Annotated in this window: 17 protein-coding genes and 1 pseudogene; 13 read left to right on the forward strand and 5 right to left on the reverse strand. The window is 73.3% G+C overall.

All coding sequences use genetic code 11. The features are described 5' to 3' along the window. The first annotated feature begins 23 nt into the window (after positions 1-23). The 9 genes and pseudogenes from EV384_RS04745 to EV384_RS04785 all read left to right on the forward strand — a co-directional run bounded on the left by EV384_RS04745 (position 24) and on the right by EV384_RS04785 (position 7,626). Positions 24-446 carry a DUF350 domain-containing protein gene (locus tag EV384_RS04745; protein WP_130330478.1) on the forward strand — a complete coding sequence of 141 codons (423 nt, stop codon included), beginning with the start codon at positions 24-26 and terminating at the stop codon, positions 444-446. Further along, positions 446-1,246, forward strand: coding sequence for a hypothetical protein (locus EV384_RS04750; RefSeq protein WP_130330480.1), 801 nt, complete (start codon positions 446-448; stop codon positions 1,244-1,246). Before EV384_RS04745 ends, EV384_RS04750 begins: the two co-directional genes overlap by 1 nt. Further along, complete coding sequence (locus tag EV384_RS04755; protein ID WP_130330482.1) at positions 1,243-2,811, forward strand: polyamine aminopropyltransferase; 1,569 nt, start codon at positions 1,243-1,245, stop codon at positions 2,809-2,811. Before EV384_RS04750 ends, EV384_RS04755 begins: the two co-directional genes overlap by 4 nt. 72 nt (positions 2,812-2,883) lie before the next feature. Next, a complete protein-coding gene (locus EV384_RS04760; RefSeq protein ID WP_207232555.1) occupies positions 2,884-3,879 on the forward strand; it encodes a hypothetical protein in 996 nt (331 codons plus the stop codon). Positions 3,880-3,973: 94 nt separating this feature from the next. Then, the gene (locus tag EV384_RS04765; protein WP_130330486.1) at positions 3,974-4,789 is read left to right on the forward strand and encodes a hypothetical protein; all 816 of its coding nucleotides are present in this window, start codon (positions 3,974-3,976) and stop codon (positions 4,787-4,789) included. A gap of 72 nt (positions 4,790-4,861) precedes the next feature. Next, positions 4,862-5,470: pseudogene (locus tag EV384_RS04770) on the forward strand (hypothetical protein); the annotation flags it as partial. A gap of 209 nt (positions 5,471-5,679) precedes the next feature. Then, positions 5,680-6,486, forward strand: a complete 807-nt coding sequence (locus tag EV384_RS04775) for an SDR family NAD(P)-dependent oxidoreductase (RefSeq protein WP_130330490.1) — start codon at positions 5,680-5,682, stop codon at positions 6,484-6,486. A 165-nt stretch (positions 6,487-6,651) separates the two neighbouring features. Next, positions 6,652-7,191, forward strand: a complete 540-nt coding sequence (gene pyrE, locus EV384_RS04780; RefSeq protein ID WP_130330492.1) for an orotate phosphoribosyltransferase — start codon at positions 6,652-6,654, stop codon at positions 7,189-7,191. Positions 7,192-7,248: 57 nt separating this feature from the next. Continuing rightward, entirely contained in the window at positions 7,249-7,626 is a 378-nt protein-coding gene (locus EV384_RS04785; RefSeq protein ID WP_007454255.1) for an ArsR/SmtB family transcription factor, read from the forward strand. A gap of 179 nt (positions 7,627-7,805) precedes the next feature. Here the strand turns inward: EV384_RS04785 and EV384_RS04790 are convergent, their stop codons facing one another. The 4 genes from EV384_RS04790 to EV384_RS04805 all read right to left on the reverse strand — a co-directional run bounded on the left by EV384_RS04790 (position 7,806) and on the right by EV384_RS04805 (position 14,301). Then, complete coding sequence (locus EV384_RS04790) at positions 7,806-8,612, reverse strand: DedA family protein (protein ID WP_207232236.1); 807 nt, start codon at positions 8,610-8,612, stop codon at positions 7,806-7,808. Positions 8,613-8,662: 50 nt separating this feature from the next. After that, entirely contained in the window at positions 8,663-11,179 is a 2,517-nt protein-coding gene (locus EV384_RS04795) for a polynucleotide kinase-phosphatase (RefSeq protein WP_130330494.1), read from the reverse strand. Continuing rightward, a complete protein-coding gene (locus EV384_RS04800) occupies positions 11,176-12,609 on the reverse strand; it encodes a 3' terminal RNA ribose 2'-O-methyltransferase Hen1 (RefSeq protein ID WP_130330496.1) in 1,434 nt (477 codons plus the stop codon). The genes EV384_RS04795 and EV384_RS04800 overlap by 4 nt, the downstream gene beginning before the upstream one ends. A 126-nt stretch (positions 12,610-12,735) precedes the next feature. Next, positions 12,736-14,301, reverse strand: coding sequence for an LPXTG cell wall anchor domain-containing protein (locus tag EV384_RS04805; protein WP_130330498.1), 1,566 nt, complete (start codon positions 14,299-14,301; stop codon positions 12,736-12,738). 258 nt (positions 14,302-14,559) lie between these two features. Here EV384_RS04805 and EV384_RS04810 point away from each other — a divergent pair, with 258 nt between their 5' ends. After that, the gene (locus tag EV384_RS04810) at positions 14,560-15,045 is read left to right on the forward strand and encodes a SigE family RNA polymerase sigma factor (protein ID WP_130330500.1); all 486 of its coding nucleotides are present in this window, start codon (positions 14,560-14,562) and stop codon (positions 15,043-15,045) included. Further along, the gene (locus EV384_RS04815; protein WP_130330502.1) at positions 15,042-16,100 is read left to right on the forward strand and encodes an LCP family protein; all 1,059 of its coding nucleotides are present in this window, start codon (positions 15,042-15,044) and stop codon (positions 16,098-16,100) included. Before EV384_RS04810 ends, EV384_RS04815 begins: the two co-directional genes overlap by 4 nt. A 3-nt stretch (positions 16,101-16,103) precedes the next feature. Here EV384_RS04815 and EV384_RS04820 read toward each other — a convergent pair whose 3' ends face one another. Continuing rightward, entirely contained in the window at positions 16,104-16,316 is a 213-nt protein-coding gene (locus tag EV384_RS04820) for a hypothetical protein (protein WP_130340245.1), read from the reverse strand. A 137-nt stretch (positions 16,317-16,453) separates the two neighbouring features. Between EV384_RS04820 and EV384_RS04825 the strand changes: the two genes are divergently transcribed. Together EV384_RS04825 and fbaA are read left to right on the forward strand one after the other, a co-directional pair. Beyond that, positions 16,454-16,837, forward strand: a complete 384-nt coding sequence (locus EV384_RS04825) for a phage holin family protein (protein ID WP_130330504.1) — start codon at positions 16,454-16,456, stop codon at positions 16,835-16,837. 143 nt (positions 16,838-16,980) lie between these two features. Then, on the forward strand, positions 16,981-18,003 hold the full coding sequence (gene fbaA / locus EV384_RS04830; RefSeq protein ID WP_130330506.1) for a class II fructose-bisphosphate aldolase: 1,023 nt from the start codon (positions 16,981-16,983) through the stop codon (positions 18,001-18,003). The last annotated feature ends 54 nt before the right edge of the window (positions 18,004-18,057 follow it).

Here is an 18,057-nt window from a genome sequence, read left to right on the forward strand (position 1 = left end):
GACCACCTCACCCTGGAGCTGAAGTGCAGAACCTCGCCACCGATCTGCTGGTCACCCTCGCGTACGGCGTGGTCGGCGTCGTCCTGATGGGCATCGGCTACGTGCTGGTCGACCTGGCCACCCCGGGCCGGCTGAACCACCTGATCTGGCACGAGCGCAACCGCAACGCGGCGCTGCTGCTCGCCTCCAACCTGGCCGGTGTCGGCGTCATCGTGGTCGCCGCGATCGTCGCCAGCGAGGACGACTTCGCGCTCGGCCTGGTCGGCGCGGCCGCGTACGGCGTCCTCGGCCTGGTCATCATGGCGGCGGCCTTCGTGCTGCTGGACGTGGCCACCCCGGGCAAGCTCGGTGAGCTGCTGGTCGACCCGGAGCCGCACCCGGCGGTCTGGGTCTCCGCGGTCGTGCACCTCGCCACCGGCGCGATCATCGCCGCCGCGATCAGCTGATGGCCACCGCCAAGCCCGCCCCGACCGGGCACGACACCCCGTTCGCCAGCGGGAAGTCGAAGGTCTGGAAGCAGACCGCCCTCTGGGTCGGGGTGACGGCAGTCGTGGTCGCCTGCGCGTTCGGCGTCTTCAACGGCGGTTCCGACAGCCTCGAGGTGCCCGCCCCGGCGGCCGACGAGCGGGCGGACACCGTGCCGCTGTTGCAGGAGGCCGCCGCCAGCCAGGGCATCTGCTACGGCTGGCGGCTGACGGACCAACCCAACGTGACGAGCGTCGGCTCCAACCTCGGTGACGGGATCGCGGTGGGCGAGGACCCGCGCTGCCCCCGCTGGATCGAGGTCGAGGCCGACGTCACCTACACCTCGGAGAGCAGCGAGGCGTCAGACTCCGCCACCATCCGGGTGAACGGCTCGGACGACATCGACACCGGCGACCTCTACACGATCGGACGCGGCCTGGAACGGTTCGGGCTGGACGACGACGCCTTCATCGACGACCCGGGCTGGGCGGTCACCCGCGCGGCGACCACGCTGCCGCTGCTCGCCGCCGAGGCGGGAGTCGCGGAGCCGGCCGCCGCCCCCACCGCCGCCCCGACCGCCGCGCCCAGCCCGCTGCCGGCCGCCGGCAACGACTACTGGCGGGACCGCTGGGGCGGCCTGCTCGCCGCCGCGGGGCTCCTCCTGCTCGCCGCGCTCTTCGTCACCGTGGGCGTGGTGCAGCGCCGCCGGCAGCTCCGGGGCGTCGTGCCCGCGCAGCGCGCCGGGGCGGAGGCCGCCGGGCGTACCCGGGAGGAGGCGTGACCACCGACGCGCCGGCGCGGCCGGGCTGGCGGGCGGCCCGCGCGGCGGTCCTGCTCGCGGTCTTCGTCTGCGCGGCCTGCGGCCTCGTCTACGAGCTGGCCCTGGTCGCGCTCGGCAGCTACCTGATCGGCGACGCGGTCGGCCAGGCGTCGATCGTGCTCGGCGTGATGATCTTCGCGATGGGCGTCGGCGCGCTCGTCGCCAAGCCGTTGCAGCCCCGGGCCGCCGCCGCGTTCGCCGCGATCGAGCTGACCCTCGCGCTGCTCGGCGGGCTCTCCGTGCTCGGCCTCTACGCCGCGTTCGCCTGGCTCGACCTCTACGGCCCGGCGCTGGTCGGCACCGCCTTCGTGCTCGGCCTGCTGATCGGCGCGGAGATCCCGCTGCTGATGGTCATGCTGCAACGCATCCGCGAGCAGTCCGCCGGCAGCGCGGTGGCCGACCTCTTCGCCGCCGACTACGTCGGCGCGCTGCTCGGCGGGCTGGCCTTCCCGTTCCTGCTGATGCCGGTCTTCGGCCAGCTCAAGGGCGCCCTGGTGGTCGGCGTGGTGAACGCGGTGGCCGGCCTCGCCCTGGTCTGCACGGTCTTCCGCCGGGAGTTGAGCCGCCGCGCACGCGTCGCGCTCGCCGCCGGCTCCGTCGTGGTCGCCCTCTGCCTCGGGTACGCCTGGATCGCCGCCGCCGACTTCGAGCTGACCGCCCGGCAGCAGCTCTACCGCGACCCGGTGGTGCACGCCGAGCGCAGCCGCTACCAGGAGATCGTGCTCACCAGGTCGGTGCGGGAGATCGGCCACGCCGACACCGACCTGCGGCTCTTCCTCAACGGCGACCTCCAGTTCAGCTCCGTCGACGAGTACCGCTACCACGAGTCGCTGGTGCACCCGGTGATGCGCGGGCCGCGCGGCGAGGTGCTGGTGCTCGGCGCCGGCGACGGGCTCGCCGTCCGGGAGATCCTCCGCTACCCGGACGTTCGCCGGGTGACCGTGGTCGACCTCGACCCGGCCGTGGTGAAGCTGGCCCGGACCGAGCCCCAGCTGCGCGAACTCAACCACGACTCGTTCGCCGACCCCCGGGTGCGGGTGCTCAACCTCGACGCGTTCGGCTGGCTGCGCACCGCCACGGAACGCTTCGACGTGGTGGTGGCCGACCTGCCCGATCCGGACGAGACCGCCACCGCGAAGCTCTACACCGTCGAGTTCTACGCGCTGATCCGTTCGGTGCTCGCCGGGGACGGGCGGCTGGTCGTGCAGTCCGGCTCGCCGTACTTCGCGCCCCGGTCGTACTGGTCGATCGAGCGGTCGGTCCGCGAGGCCGGCTTCGCCACCGCGCCGTACCACGTCGACGTGCCGAGCTTCGGTGACTGGGGGTTCGTGCTGGCCGCGCCGGGGGCCGCCGCGCCGGTGCTGGAGCTGCCCGCCGACGCCCCGCCGCTGCGTTTCCTCACCCCGGAGGTGCTGCGCGCGGCGGCGGCCTTCCCCGCCGACCGGGGGCGGATGGACGTGCCCGCCTCCACGTTGTTGCAGCCCAGGGTGCTGGAGTACGCCCGCGCGGAGTGGCGCGGCTACTAGGTTCGGGGCATGTCGCCCCGGTCGTCGCGTCGCCGCCGCAGGCCACCGGGGGTCGAGTGGCTTCGCAACCGCGTGCCGACCCGGGCGGTGGACGCGGCCGCGTACCTCGAGGCGTTCGTGCTCTCCGGGGTGGTCACCGTGCTGGTCACCCGGGCGTATCTGCAAGCCACCGGCTATCCGCAGCTCGGCGGTGGTGGCCTGCACATCGCCCACGTGTTCTGGGGCGGGCTGCTGATGGCCGCCGGTCTCGGCATCGCGCTGGTCTTCCTCGGCGGTGGGCCCCGGACGGTCGGCGCGATCGTCGGCGGCATCGGCTTCGGCCTCTTCATCGACGAGGTGGGCAAGTTCGTCACCACCCGGACCGACTACTTCTACGCCCCCGCCGCCGGCATCATCTACGGCGCGTTCGCCCTGCTGGTCGTGCTCACCCAGGCGGTCCGCGGCCGGGTCCGGCTGACCCCCGCGGAGCGGACCGCCAACGCGCTGGACATGGTGCTCGGCGGGGTGCCCGGCGGGCTCACCGACCGGCGCCGGGAGGCGGTGCGGCGGCTGGTCCGGGGGTCGGGCCCGGCCGCCGAGGCGGCGGTGGCGCAGCTGCTCGACGCCGTGCCCCGACGGGAGCCGCCACCCGTCCGGTTCTGGCAGCGGTGGCTGGCCTGGAGCCGCCGGGTGGTCGCCTGGCTGACCGCCCGCCGGTGGCTGGTCTACCCCGTGGTGGTCTATCTGGTGGTGGAGCCGACGGTCACCGTGTTCGCCGTGGTGATCGACGGGGTCACCGGTCAGCTGGACCAGCAGCGGGAGTGGGGCGCGGTGCTGGGGACCTCGGTCTCCGCGCTGATCACCGCCGTGCTCAGTGTCCGGGCGGCACTGCGGCTGCGCGGGGACCGGGCCGACGCGTTCCGCCTGTTCAAGCTGGCGCTCCTGGTGGACCTGCTCTTCGGGCAGATCTTCAACTTCACCGTCAACCAGTTCGGGGCGGTCTCCGCCCTCGCCGTCGACCTCTTCCTCCTCGGCGTGGTCACCGCCGAGCACCGCCGGCTGTGCCGGGAAGCGCTGCTCGCCGGTTGATCGACGCCCGGCGCCGGAGGTTTCCCGCCCGGCGTACCGTGCCGCGCTGGCCGGGGCTGGTTACGGTGTGCGGGTGATCTAGGGAAGGAGAATCATGGTCGATGCCCACGGCACGCCCACCCGCGCCCGGCCGGGCCTGGTGACGATATCCAGCTGGCTGCTCATCCTCTTCGCCGTCATTCAGGTGGTGAGCCTGATCCTGACGCTCTCCACCATCGGCACCGTCCGGGACGTCCTGCGGGACGCCTACCGCGGCACCGCCGCCGAGCAGGGTGCCGACTTCGCCTACGCGTTCGGCATCGGGCTGGCCGTGCTGCCCCTGCTGCTCGCCGTCGGGATGGTCGTCCTCGCGCTGTTGAACAACCGTGGGAAGAACGGCGCCCGGATCACCACCTGGGTGCTGGGCGGCATCCTGATCTGCTGCACCGGCGGCAGCCTGGTGAACAACGCGGTCGGCGGGCTGACCGGCGGCGGGAACACCGGCGACATGCCGAGCGGACAGGAGATCCAGCGCCGGCTGGAGGACGCGCTGCCCTCCTGGTACGGCCCGATCACCACGCTGCTCGGCGTCCTCGGCCTGCTCGCCCTGCTGGGCGCCCTGATCCTGCTGGCGCTGCCGAACGCCAACGAGTTCTTCCGCAAGCCGCAGCAGGCCTGGGAGCCCCCGCTGCCCGGCGCCGCCTACCCGACCCACCCGTACGCCGGCGGCCAGCCCGGTTACCCGCCGGCCCCGGCCCATCCCGCCGAGCCCGGTCCGTGGCAGCCGCCGGCCGCGCCGGCTCCGGGCCAGCCGGGCCCGGACCAGCCGGCCCCCGGGCAGCCCGGCTCGGACCAGCCCGGCTCCGACCGGCCGGGTGGTCGGGAGGACGGGACCGAGGGCCAGGGAAACCGGCCGCCATCCGGAAGTTGACGTCCGGATAAGAGCGACGCCGACGATCCCTCCGAGTAGGTTGCAAGCCGACGCCTACCGGAGGGATCTGTCGTGTCGTATCCCGATCAGGCGCCGCCCCGCCGTCCGGCGGCGGTGGTCGCGGCGGCGGCGGTGCTGGTGCTGATGGCCGTCGGCGCCGTGGTGTACGCCGTCGTGGGCCTGCTCGTCCTGGGTGGCACCGTCGACCGCTTCCGACTGGCGGCGACCGCGACCGGCGCCGGGGCCGGCGAGATCGACGGGGTGGTGTCGTTGCTGCGCGCCTCCACCGTGCTGTCGGCCGTGGTCGGCGTGCTGGTCGGCCTGGTGCTCGTCGGCCTCGCCCTCGGCCTGCTCGCCGGGCGGGCGGGTGCCCGGGTGGGCATCTGGGTGGTCTGCGGGCTGGGCCTGCTCTGCGGCTGCTGCGGGCTGGCCGTGCTGGTCGTTCAGCGGGCCGCGCCGCTGCGGTTGGGCGCCGACGAGCGGGTCACCGCCGACCTGCTCGCCCGGCTCGGCGACGCCCATCCGGGGTGGTGGATCCCGCTGAACGCGACCCTGTCGGTGGCCCAGGTCCTGGGTTACCTGGTGGTCGCCGCGCTGGTGTCCCTGCCCGCCACGACCGCCTTCCTGAACCGCCGCCGGGCCCCCTCCCGCCCGACGCCACCGCGCGGCCCGATGCCCCCGGCCGCGCCGAGCTACCCGCCCCCGCCCGGCTACGGCCCGCCGTCCGCCCCGCCGGCCCCGACCGGCTACGGCCCGCCGTCCGCCCCGCCGGGCTACGGCCCGCCGCCGGGCCCACCCACCTCCTGGTCGCCGCCTGCGGCGCCGGGAGCGCCCCCACCCCCTCCCGCCGGGTCGGAGCCGCCCGGCCCGACCCCGCCCGAGGATCGCCCGTGACCACCGAACTCCCCACCCTGGGACGTGCCCTGATCACCGGCGCCAGCGCCGGCATCGGGGCCGCGTTCGCGCACCGGCTCGCCGCCGACGGCTGGGACCTGGTCCTGGTCGCCCGGGACGCCGGCCGGCTGGACGCCACGGCCGCCGAGCTGACCGGCCGGTACGGGCGGGACGTCGAGACGATCTCCGCCGATCTGTCCACCGACGACGGCTGCGCGGCGGTGGAGCGCCGGCTCGCCGCCGGCCCGCCGGTCGAGCTGCTGGTCAACAACGCCGGGATCAGCCTGAACACCCCGTTCCTCCGGTCGACCGTCGAGGACGAGGCCCGGCTGCTGCGGCTCAACATGCTGGCGGTGCTGCGGCTGACCCACGCCGCCCTCGGCCCGATGATCGAACGCGGGCGAGGGACAGTGATAAATGTCTCTTCGGTTGCGGGTTTCGGGGTGGTCATGCCCGGTTCGACGTACTCGGCGAGCAAGGCCTGGGTGACGAATTTCAGTGAGTCGATCGCCCGGTCGGTGGCTCCGCTCGGCGTACGGGTGATGGCGCTCTGTCCCGGCTACACCCGCACCGGCTACCACGAGCGGGCCGGCATCGACATGTCCGCGACCCCGCGCTGGATGTGGCTCAAGGCCGACGACGTGGTCGCTGAAGGGCTGCGTGACCTGGGGAAAGGCAAGCTGGTCAGCGTTCCGAACTGGAAGTACAAGCTGGCGGTGGCGGGTCTGCGGCACGCGCCGCGGCGGCTGCTGCGCGGGGTCGCCCGGGACACCCGGGGCCGGGTGGACCGGGACGGGGGCTGACCGCCCGCCGGCCGGCCGGCGGTCCCGCCGACGGGGCGTGGCGGCGCCGGCCAGGGTGGACGGTCGCGCAGAGTAGTCGGGCATCGCCACTCATCGTCGCCCGCAGGGTTGACCCGGGTGGACCCCGCAGACGGCTCCCAGACTTGCGCAGTACCCTCTATCGCCATGGGGCACCACGACGACCTGCGTAAATTCATTACCGACCTGGCTGTGGTCCATGGACGGGTGGTGCTCTCCTCGGGTCGCGAGGCGGACTGGTACGTCGATCTGCGTCGCGTCACGCTCCATCACCGGGCGGCGCCATTGGTCGGCCGGGTGCTGCGCGATCTGACCGCCGACTGGGAGTACGACGCCGTCGGTGGGCTGACCCTGGGGGCCGATCCGGTCGCCGTGTCGATGCTGCACGCGGCCGCCGCGACCGACCGCCCGCTGGACGCGTTCGTGGTCCGGAAGGCGGGCAAGGCGCACGGTCTGCAACGCCGGATCGAGGGGCCGGAGGTCGCGGGTCGTCGGGTCCTGGCGGTGGAGGACACCTCGACCACGGGTGGCAGTGTGTTGACCGCCGTCGAGGCACTGCGCGAGGTCGGGGCCGAAGTGGTGGGCGTTGCGGTTATTGTTGATCGAGGTGCCGGCGACGCGGTGCGAGCCGCCGGACTGCCTTATCGGGCGGCCTATACGTTGGCTGACCTCGGCCTTGTGGCGTAAAAGTTTGCCGATTCGGATCTGCTGATATGCAGGCGGATCGATGCTGCTGGTGGAAGGATGGAATACGTGGGAACTGCGTTGGCTGAAATGACCATGCCTCAGATCTCGCCGCTTGCCGGCGAGCCGATCGAACGTGCCGATGCCGAGCGTCTCGCGGGGGTCCTGAAGGCCCTCGCCGATCCCGCCCGGCTGCGGCTGCTCAGCCTGATCCAGTCGGCCCCCGAGGGCGAGGCGTGCGTCTGTGACCTGACCGCGCCGCTCGGCCTCTCGCAGCCGACGGTCAGTCACCACCTGCGTATCCTCACCGAGGCCGGCTTGCTGGAGCGGGAGAAGCGCGGTGTCTGGGCGTACTACCGGCTGGTGCCGAGCGCGATCGCGACGATCGCGGATCTGCTGACCCCGCCGCGCAAGCGGGCCACCAAGAAGGCCCGCTGACACCGGACGTGTCCGACGGCCGGATGGTCACCCCTGCCCGGGGTGACGTCGGGTGGCGTGCCAGGGGTGGCGCCACCACCGGACGGTGACGGCTGCCCGTCATCCGTACCACCCGCAGGTCGACAGGTCGTTGCCGATGGCCGGCCCCCGCGAGGGGACCGGCCATCGGCGCATCCTGGTCAGCGACCCTGGTGGCCCTGGTGGGGGTTGTCCTCGCCGTCGATGGCGTCGCGGACCGCGTCGACCACGCCCGCCGCGCTGGCCGCGGCGACCATCGCGGCCGCCTCGCCGCGCTTGCGCGCCCGGCGGTCGCGGAGGAACTCGAAGAAGATCGGCAACACCGAGACCGCGATGATCAGGGCGACCACCGGCAGGATGTACCGGTCGATCTTGTCGCCGATCGCGTTGTAGATCTGGTCGGCGAGCAGGTAGCCGATCAGCAGGATGCCGTCCACCCAGAGGACCGCGCCGACGATGTTCCAGATCAGGAACTGCCGGGCCGGCATGCCGAGCACCCCGGCCACCGGGTTGAGGAACGTCCGGACGATCGGGATGAAGCGGGCCAGCACCACGGCCTTCGCCGGGCCGAACTTCTGGAAGTAGTACTCCGCCTTCTCCACGTACTCCCGCTTGAAGAGGCGGGAGTTGGGGCGGTCGAACATCCGGCGGCCGTACCGGTGGCCCAGCCAGTGCCCGAGCTGCGCGCCGGCGATCGCGCAGAGCGGCCCGCCGATCAGCAGGCCGGCCAGCGAGAGCCGGGTGCCGCTGCCGAAGATCGCGTCGGCCACCGGCGAGGCGGCCACGCCGGCCAGGAACAGCAGCGAGTCGCCCGGGAAGAAGAAGCCGACCAGCAGGCCGGTCTCGGCGAAGAGGATCGCCCAGACGCCGATCAACCCGAAGGTGTGGATCAGGTCCTTCGGATCGAGCGGGTTCAGGGCGACGCTCTCGGAGAGCGCCCGGGTCTTCTCAGCTGTGTCCACGGCCACACAGGTTACCGAAGCCCGGTCCGGCGTCGCGCCGGACCGGGCCAGGCGGGTCAGAGGCGGGGGTCGACCGGCTCGGACTCGCAGGCGAGGATGGCGAAGACCAGCTCGTGGCGGCGCCACAGCGGGGCGTCCGCCGCCAGCGCGTCCAGGGCGGCCAGGCCGAGGGCGTGCTCGCGCAGGGCCAGGCCGCGCTTGCGGCCCAGCGACCGCCGGCGCAGCGCGGTGAGCTGACCCGGCTCGGTGTAGCCGGGGCCGTAGATGATCCGCAGGTACTCCCGGCCCCGGCATTTGATCCCGGGCTGGAGCAGCGAACCCCGCGCCGACCGGGCGGCCGGGCCGGCGTACGGCTTGACCACCATGCCCTCCCCGCCGGCCGCGGTCAGCGCCAGCCACCACTCGGTGGCCGCCGCCACCGCCGCGGCGTCGGCCAGGTCGACGATGCGGCGGCGGGTCGGGGTGAAGAACTCCGGGTCGGCCGCGCAGAGCCGGTCCGCCAGGTCGAGGTGCCAGCCGTGGTCCCGGTCGGCGTAGCTCGCCCCGGCCCCGGCCAGCACGGCGAACGGCGCGAGGGTCACCCCACGCAGCCCGTCGGTCGGCCCGACGTACGCCCGGTACGCCGCCGAGTACGCCTCGATCTCCGCCGCCCGGTCGGCCATCCGCCCGCGCAGCTCGTCGACCGGCAGCCCCCGCCCGGCCGCCGCGTCCAGCGTGGCGAGCACCGCGGGCAGGGCGGCGCGGCCGGCGGCGCCGACGCCCGCGTACTGCTCCCGGATCAGCCCACCCGCCTTCGCCGACCAGGGCAGCAGCTCACAGTCGAGCAGCAGCCAGTCGGTCTCCAGCTCGGCCCAGAGCCCGGCGGCGGTCACCGCGGCCCGGACCCGGGCCAGCAGCTTGTCGTCGAGCGGCGGCCCGAAGAACGGCCGGCCGGTCCGGGTGTGCACCACCCCGCCGTCGAACCCGCCGGGCTCCCGCTCGACCAGCACCACCGCCCGCGAGCCCATGTGCTTCTCCTCGCAGACCACCCGCTCGACGCCCGCCTCCCGGTAGTCGGCGAACGCCTGCGCCGGGTGCTCCAGGAACCCGTCGACCGTCGAGGTCGAGCAGGGGGCCATGGTCGGTGGCAGCCAGACCAGCCGGCCCGGGTCCACGGCGAAGCGGCTCATCACCTCCAGCGCGGCGGCGGCGTTCTCCGCCGGCACGGTCAGCGACCCGTAGGCGTGCTCGATGTGCCGGCGGCCGGTGACGTCAGCCAGGTCCAGCACGGTGTCCGGCCGGGTTGGCGTGGACGCGACCAGCGGGCGGACCGGCGGGTACCACTCCTTGACCGCCGGGACCGCGACCAGCTCCTGCTCCGGGTAGCGGAGCGCGGTGAGCTGCCCGCCGAAGACGCAGCCGGTGTCGATGCAGATGGTGTTGTTCACCCACTCCGGCTCCGGGGTGGGCGTGTGGCCGTACACGACCATGGCCGAGCCCCGGTAGTCGCGCGCCCACGGGTAGCGGACCGGCAGGCCGTACTCGTCGGTCTCGCCGGTGGTCTCCCCGAAGAGCGCGAACGCGCGGACCCGGCCGGAGGCGCGACCCTGGTAGGCCTCCTTCAGCCCGGCGTGCGCGACCACCAGCCGGCCGCCGTCCAGCACGAAGTGGCTGACCAGGCCGTCGACGAAGGCCGCCACCTCCGCCGCGAACGCCGCGTCCTCGGCGTCGAGCTGCGCCATCGTCTCCGCCAGGCCGTGGGTGAGCCGCACGTCCCGGCCGCGCAGCTTGCGCAGCAGCTTCTGCTCGTGGTTGCCGGGCACGCAGATCGCGTGCCCGGCCGCGACCATCCCCATCACCAGGCGGAGCACGCCGGGGGAGTCCGGGCCGCGGTCCACCAGGTCACCCACGAAGACCGCGGTACGACCAGCCGGGTGCGCCGCGTCCACCGGGCGGCCCGCGTCGTCGCGGCGCAGCGTCCAGCCCAGCCGGAGCAGCAGCGCCTCCAGCTCCTCCCGGCAGCCGTGCACGTCGCCGACGATGTCGAACGGCCCGGTCAGCTCCCGCCGGTCGTTGAACAGCTTCTCGTACCGGATCTCGGCGGCGTCGATCTCCTCGGCCCCGCGCAGCACGTGCACCTTGCGGAAGCCCTCCCGGGCCAGCTGCCCGTACGACCGGCGCAGGTCCCGCTGCATCCGGGCCAGCACCTGCCGGCCGAAGGTCCGGTCGGCCCGTCCCTCGGTACGCTCCCAGGCCAGCGCCTCCGGCACGTCCAGCACGATCGCCACCGGCAGCACGTCGTGCTCGCGGGCCACCTTCACCAGCGCGGCGCGGGCGTGCGGCTGGAGGTTGGTCGCGTCGACCACGGTGAGCCGGCCGCGCCGCAGCCGGACCCCGGCGACGTGGTGCAGCGCGTCGAACGCGTCCGCCGAGGCCGACTGGTCGTTCTCGTCGTCGGCGACCATCGCGCGGAAGGCGTCCGAGGAGAGCACCTGGCTGGGCCGGAAGTGCCGGCGGGCGAAGGTGGACTTGCCCGAGCCGGAGACGCCGACCAGCGCCACCAGGGCGAGCTCGGGGATGTCGAGGGTGGTCATCGGCTCTCCTCCTGCCGGGTCAGCACGGCCAGCTGGGTCGGTGCGCCCACCTCGGGGTCGTCGTCGCCGATCCCGCTGATCGTGCCGGTGTAGCCGTACGTCGCGGTGACCCGCCCGACCCAGGACGCGAACTCGGCCCGGGTCCACTCGAAGCGGTGGTCGGCGTGCCGGAACCGACCCGCGCCCAGCCCCTCGTAGCGGACGTTGTACTCCGCGTTCGGGGTGGTCACCACCACCGTTCCCGGCCGGGCGTGACCGAGGACGGCGTCCTCCAGCGCCGGCAGCCGGGGCGGGTCGACGTGCTCGATCACCTCCATCAGCACCGCCGCGTCGTACCCGCGCAGCCGGTCGTCCCGGTAGGTCAGCGCCGACTGCCACAGCCGGATCCGGTCACGCTGCCGCTCCGGCAGCCGGTCCAGCCGGAGCCGGCGGGCGGCCAGGGTCAGCGCGTGGCTGGACACGTCGGTGCCGACGATCTCGGTGAACCGCCGGTCGGCGGCGAGCGCGGTGAGCAGTGCGCCGCCGCCACAGCCCAGGTCCAGCACCCGGGTCGCCCCGCTGGCCCGCAGCGCGGCCAGCACCGCCTCCCGACGCCGCACGGCCAGCGAGGCGCGCGGCGGACTGTCCGGCGTCGGCTCGTCGGTCACGCTGTCGTCGGCCGAGGGCTCGTCGGCGAGGCGCAGCTCGGCCAGCCGGGCCAGGGCCTGGCCGGCCAGCGCCCGCCGGTGCGCCAGGTAGCGGCGGGTGATCAGGGCGCGCTCCGGGTGGTCGGCCAGCCAGCCGGCGCCGGCCCGGAGCAGCTTCTCCACCTCGTCCGGCGCAACCCAGTAGTGCTTGGCGTCGTCCAGCACAGGTAGCAGGACGTACAGGTGGTTGAGCGCGTCGGCCACCCGGAACGTGCCGGCGAGGGTCAGCGCGACGTACCGGCTGTCCCCCCACTCGGGGTGCGTCTCGTCGAGCGGTACCGGGTCGGCCGTCACGGTCCAGCCCAGCGGGGCGAAGACCCGTACGGCCAGCTCCGCGCCGCCCCGGCAGCGCAGCACCGGCACCCGGACCTCCAACGGGATCGGGGTGGCGGCCAGCTCCGGCCGGTCCCGGGACTCGCCGCGCAGCGCCGACCGGAACACCCTGGCCAGTGCCGAGGAGAGCAGGCTGGACGCGGCGTACGGGCGGTCGTTGACGTACTGCCCGAGGGTGAAGGTGTCCGGGGTGGCGGCCCGCATCTTTCCGCGGCCGCGCCCGCCGCCGAGCCGGAGCGGGTCGACCTCGACCAGCAGGGCGGCCGTGCAGCGCTGCTCGTCCGCCTCGGGGTAGAGCACGTGCGCGGTGCCGGCCGGCAGGTCGAAGCTCTGCACACGGTCCGGATGCTTGACCAGCAGGTGGCCGAGGTCGGTCGCCGGCCGGTGGGTGGTCGTCAGGGTGAGTAGCACGCCGTCGATGGTGTCAGCACGATCGATCTTGCATCGTCCCGTTTTCGGTCGCGGTGGATACGGCGATGCCCCGCCGACCGTGGTGGTCGGCGGGGCACCGGGTGTCGCTGCGTGGTGCGGGATCCGTCAGGCGACGAAGCGGGTCTTGCGGCGGCGGGCCACCACGTAGCCGCCCGCGCCGGCCGCCAGCAGCAGCGCGCCGATGCCGGCGATCAGGCCGGTGGAGGAACCGGTGATCGGCAGCGTGCCGCCGTCGCCGCCACCCTGGCCACCGTCGCCCGTGGCCTTCACCACGATCTTCGCGGTGTCGTTGGCGGGGTTCAGGTCCTTGCGGGTGGTCTCGTCCGGGCCACCGTGGAACAGCTCGACCTTGCCGGCGAGGGTGCCGGGCTGGTCGACGCGGAGCGAGAACGGGAACTCGACCTTCTTGCCGCTGCCCACCACGCCCGGCACGAAGCACGCGTAGACGGCCGCGCCCGCCTTGCCGGAGTCCGGGCCGAACTCGCCCTCGGCGTCGGCGCACTGCTCCGGCGCCTTCACGGCGGTGGTGCCCTTGGGCAGGGTGACCAGCGCCAGGGTGTAGATGCCGTCCTCGCCGCCAGCGTTGATCGCCGCCGGGCCGTTGTTGGTGAAGCCGACCGTGACCGGGACGGTGGCGCCGACCTGGGCGTCCAGGGTGGCGCCGTTGGCCGCGACATCGGCCTTCTGGTTGCCCTTGACCGCCAGCTGGATCATGGTCTCGTTGTTGGTCGGGTCGACGTCCGTCTGCTGCATCGCGCGGGCCAGGGTCCGGGAGGGAGCGGTGGGGGTGAGTTTCAGAACCCCCTCGTCGCCCTTCGCGCTCTTGCCGAAGTCGGGCACCTGCGACCGGAACGCCTGCCAGTCCGCGGGCGTCATCCAGATGGCGAAGCCGTAGTCGGTGTTCGGCGCCCAGGCGTCACTGGGGACGGCGAAGCCGAAGGAGTCGTCGAGCTTCGCGCTACCACCCGCCGCCACCGTGGCGTCGAGGGTGCAGGCGTACGCGTACTCGCCGAAGTTGTCCTCGAAGTACTCGCAGTTCTCGTACCGCTTGGCCGGTGCGAGAGCGTAGGAGCCGAAGAAGAACAGCACCGCATCCTCGGCGTCGGTCTTGCCCTGGTTGCCCACGGACAACGGCGCCGGCACGGTGCTGCCCGGGGTGCCGGCCAGGTTGACGAAGGGCTCGGACGTCAGGTCGACGCCCTCACCCACCGTCACCGTGGAGCGGTAGGTGGCGGTTCCGGCGTCCGGGGTGGTGACGGTGAATGCGAGTTGGCCCTCCTGCCCGGCCTTGGCCCCGTCACGCGGCAGCACCGCGAGGGAGAGCAGGTCCAGGTCCGGCTCCGCGTCGTTCTTCACCGTGCAGGTCAGGACGGCCCCGGTCCCGGCGCAGGAGTCCGGCGTCTGCACCTCCGCGAAGCCGTCGACGGCACTGCGGTCCACCTTGACGGTGTAGTCGGTGAACGGCTCGTCCACCAGGGAGTAGAGCGAGATCCACTTTTCGGGGCCGTCCGGAGCGACGATGACGTCGTTCGCGTACAGCGAGAAGCCCTCGGCCCCCTGCGCGTCGGCGATGGTGGGGTCCGCGGCGAAGGCGGGGGTGGCGGAGGCGGCGACGAACGCGCCTGCGACGCCGAGCCCGGCGAGCCAGCGCCGGGTCGAGTGCTTGAGCATTGGGGGGTTCCTCCCGTGGGGGTGTCCAGGTGGAGCCTGCGGATCTTAAAGACTCCTTAAGTCGCCCCGGTGCCCCGAGGGCCTCCTGAGCAGGCGAATGAGCCGAACGGCTGATCAGGACCGGCGCATCGGCCGGCGGACGGGCACGCGTCGTATTTGCGACGGTCACGGGACGTGGCGGGACGCCGATCGGCCGGATCGACTGCAACGTTCCGCCCGTCCGGGCCCGTCATCAAGGGCGGGACACCGGGAGGTGCAGTGACGTACGAGGAGTTCGCCGACTCACGGCTGGCCGCGCTGCTGCGGTACGCGGTCATGCTGACCGGCGATCCGCACCAGGCCCAGGACCTGGTGCAGGACACCATGGTCCGGGTCCAGCTGAACTGGCGGCGGGTGGCGCGGACCGACTCCCCGGAGCGGTACGTCCGGCGGATGCTCACCAACCAGTACATCGACTGGCGGCGTGGGTCGTGGGCGCGCCGGGTCCTGCTGCGCGGCGAGCCGGACGAGGCGGTGCCCGCACCGACCGACCACGCGCAGTCCGCGGTGGACCGGGACCAGCTCTGGTCCTGGCTGTCCCGGCTGCCCCGCCGGCAGCGGGCCACGCTGGTGCTGCGCTACTACGAGGACCTGCCGGACGCCGAGATCGCCGAGATCCTCGGCTGCGCCGTCGGCACCGTCCGCTCCAGCATCTCCCGGGCGCTGGCCACCCTCCGAGCCGAGTACGTGGAGGCCTGCTCATGATCGAGGACGACCTGCGGGCCGCCTTCGCGCGACACGAGACCCTGACCCCGCCCACCGGCCCGGTCCGCGCCGCCATCGAGCGGTCGGTGGTCCGCCGGCGGCGCCGCCGGTTCCGGCTCCGCCTCGGCGGTACGGCGTTGGCGCTGGTCGTGGCCGCCCTGGTCGGCGTGCCGGCATTCACCCCGGACCGGCCGGCACCCGTGGAGCTGCTGATCGACCCCGCCCCGTCGAAGCCCACCGGGGCGCTGAACGTGCTGTTGGTCGGGGCGGACGGGTCGGCGGACCGGCCCTACCGGCTCGCCGACTCGGTGCTGCTCGTGCACATACCGGCGGACCGCAGCCGGCTCTACCTGGTCTCGCTCCCGCGAGACCTGGAGGTGTCGATCCCCGGCCACGGCAGGGACAAGCTCAACGCGAGCCTGTCCTTCGGCGCCGGCACGCCGCGCCCGGACCTGGCCCGCGGCTACGCGCTGACCCGGCGGGTGGTCTCCGACACCACCGGCGTACGGATCGACGCGGGCGCCGTGCTGACGTACCCGGCGCTGCGCAAGCTGGCCGATGCGGTCGGCGGCGTGCCGGTCTGCCTGCCGGCGGAGGTCCGCTCCGCGCACACCCGCCGGGTGTTCCCCGCCGGCTGCCAGCAGCTCGACGGTGCCGCCTCGGTGGACCTGCTCCGCCAGCGGTACGGGATGCCCGACGGTTCCCTGGACCGCGACCGCAACGCGCAGCGGTACGCGGCGGGCTTGCTCCGCCGGGTCGACGAGCGGGGTGTGCTGACGAACCCGGTGCTGCTCTCCACGCTGCTCAGGGAGGTCGGCACCGGCCTGGTGACCGAGACGGGTGAGACGTCCCTGCCGGCGCTGCTCTCGGTGGCCGCGCAGGGGACCGGCGCCGCGCCGGTCGCGGTGGTCCTGCCGGTCAGGTACGTCGAGAAGCCCAGCTACCGGTTCCGGCTCGACCCCACGCTCAGCCCGGGGTTCCTCGCCGCGCTGCGGGCGGACCGGTTGGGCGAGTGGACGGCGGCCCACCCGGACCGGGTGACCGGCCTGGGGTGAGGGTCAGCGGTAGTCGTCCTCGTCGGGGGCGACCACCCGGGCCTGCTCCATCGCGTCCCAGTCGCCGACCTCCAGGCCGCGGTGCGGCTCGGTCTCGGCGTCGCGCGGGTCGGTGGACATCGCCTGCTCGACGGCGTCGGCCGGTTCCGCCTCCGGATCCCGTTCCTCCGGAGCGAGGTGGTCGCTCGGGGCGAAGTCCTCGTCGGGCTGACCCATCGTCCCTCCCTGGATCTCGGTGCGGACAACCATCCACACACCGTACGGGCTGCGCGTGCCGCCTGCTCGGAGCCGGGCGGAACCGGAGTCGGCGGATTGTCCCTCCGTACCCGGGACCCCGGTGCCAGGATGGGGGCGTGGGCTTTCTGATCCGACTGGCGATCACCGCGATCGCGCTGTGGGTCACCACGCTCATCGTGCCCGGGGTCGAGGTGACCGGCCGCAACGGCGCCAACAACGCGCTCACCCTGATCGTGGTGGCGCTCATCTTCGGCGTGGTCAACGCGGTGCTCAAGCCGGTCATCAAGGTGTTCGGCTGCGTGTTCTACCTGCTCACCCTCGGCCTGTTCGCGCTCGTGGTCAACGCGCTGCTGTTCCTGCTCACCGACTGGATCGCTCGGGGGCTGGACCTGCCGTTCCACGTGGACGGCTTCTGGGCGGCCTTTTGGGGCGCCATCGTGATGGCGGTGGTGAGCTGGCTGATCAACGTCGTCGTGCCGGACCGCCTGGAGAGCCGGTGAGCGCGCCGGTCGGCTGGTCCCGGGTCGGTTGTGCCCGTCGCCACCTTCTACGGGATACTGCCCGCGGTGGACAGCGCGGTCCGGCGCACCCATGGAAGACAGCGGCCTGCACGGCCGAGAGCGGTAAGTAAGGAGCGTTAGACATGCCCATCGCTTCCCCCGAAACGTACGCGGAGATGCTGGACCGCGCCAAGGCCGGCCGGTACGCGTACCCCGCGATCAACGTGACCTCCTCGCAGACGCTGAACGCGGCGCTCAAGGGCTTCGCCGACGCGGAGAGCGACGGCATCATCCAGGTGTCCACCGGTGGCGCGGAGTACCTCTCCGGCCCGTCGGTGAAGGACATGGTCACCGGCGCGGTGGCGTTCGCCGCGTACGCCCGTGAGGTGGCCAAGAACTACCCGGTGAACATCGCCCTCCACACCGACCACTGCCCGAAGGACAAGCTGGACAAGTTCGTCCGGCCGCTGATGCAGATCTCCAAGGAGCGCGTCGCTGCCGGCCAGGAGCCGCTGTTCCAGTCGCACATGTGGGACGGCTCCGCGGTGCCGGTGGCGGAGAACATGCAGATCGCCGCCGAGCTGCTGGACCGGGCCGCCGAGGCCAAGATCGTCCTCGAGATCGAGGTCGGCGTGGTCGGCGGCGAGGAGGATGGCGTCGAGAACGCCATCAACGAGAAGCTCTACACCACCGTCGAGGACGGCCTGGCCATGGTCGAGGCGCTCGGCCTCGGCGAGAAGGGCCGCTACATGGCGGCGCTGACCTTCGGCAACGTGCACGGCGTCTACAAGCCGGGCAACGTCAAGCTCCGCCCCGAGGTGCTCGACCACATCCAGATGGCGGTCGGCGCCAAGTACGGCAAGGAGAAGCCGCTCAGCCTGGTCTTCCACGGCGGCTCCGGCTCGCTGCTCTCGGAGATCCGGGAGGCGCTGGACTACGGCGTGGTGAAGATGAACATCGACACCGACACCCAGTACACCTTCACCCGGCCGGTCGCGGACCACATGTTCCGCAACTACGACGGCGTGCTGAAGGTCGACGGCGAGGTCGGCAACAAGAAGATGTACGACCCGCGGGTCTGGGGCAAGGCCGCCGAGGCCGGCATGGCCGCCCGCGTCGTGGAGGCCTGTGAGCACCTGCGCTCCACCGGCACCAAGATGAAGTAACCAGCACGTACCCGGAAGGGCCGGCTCCCACGCGGGGGGCCGGCCCTTGCCGTG

Origin of the sequence: Micromonospora kangleipakensis, from assembly GCF_004217615.1 — a bacterium.
Lineage (GTDB): Bacteria > Actinomycetota > Actinomycetes > Mycobacteriales > Micromonosporaceae > Micromonospora > Micromonospora kangleipakensis.

Excerpts from the sequence above, each read along its gene's own strand:
- EV384_RS04750 (WP_130330480.1), top strand. The coding sequence starts at position 446 with ATGGCCACCGCCAAGCCCGCCCCGACCGGGCACGACACCCCGTTCGCC.
- EV384_RS04795 (WP_130330494.1), bottom strand. The coding sequence starts at position 11,179 with ATGACCACCCTCGACATCCCCGAGCTCGCCCTGGTGGCGCTGGTCGGC.
- EV384_RS04805 (WP_130330498.1), bottom strand. The coding sequence starts at position 14,301 with ATGCTCAAGCACTCGACCCGGCGCTGGCTCGCCGGGCTCGGCGTCGCA.
- EV384_RS04785 (WP_007454255.1), top strand. The coding sequence starts at position 7,249 with ATGGAATACGTGGGAACTGCGTTGGCTGAAATGACCATGCCTCAGATC.
- EV384_RS04765 (WP_130330486.1), top strand. The coding sequence starts at position 3,974 with ATGGTCGATGCCCACGGCACGCCCACCCGCGCCCGGCCGGGCCTGGTG.
- pyrE (WP_130330492.1), top strand. The coding sequence starts at position 6,652 with ATGGGGCACCACGACGACCTGCGTAAATTCATTACCGACCTGGCTGTG.
- fbaA (WP_130330506.1), top strand. The coding sequence starts at position 16,981 with ATGCCCATCGCTTCCCCCGAAACGTACGCGGAGATGCTGGACCGCGCC.
- EV384_RS04815 (WP_130330502.1), top strand. The coding sequence starts at position 15,042 with ATGATCGAGGACGACCTGCGGGCCGCCTTCGCGCGACACGAGACCCTG.
- EV384_RS04820 (WP_130340245.1), bottom strand. The coding sequence starts at position 16,316 with ATGGGTCAGCCCGACGAGGACTTCGCCCCGAGCGACCACCTCGCTCCG.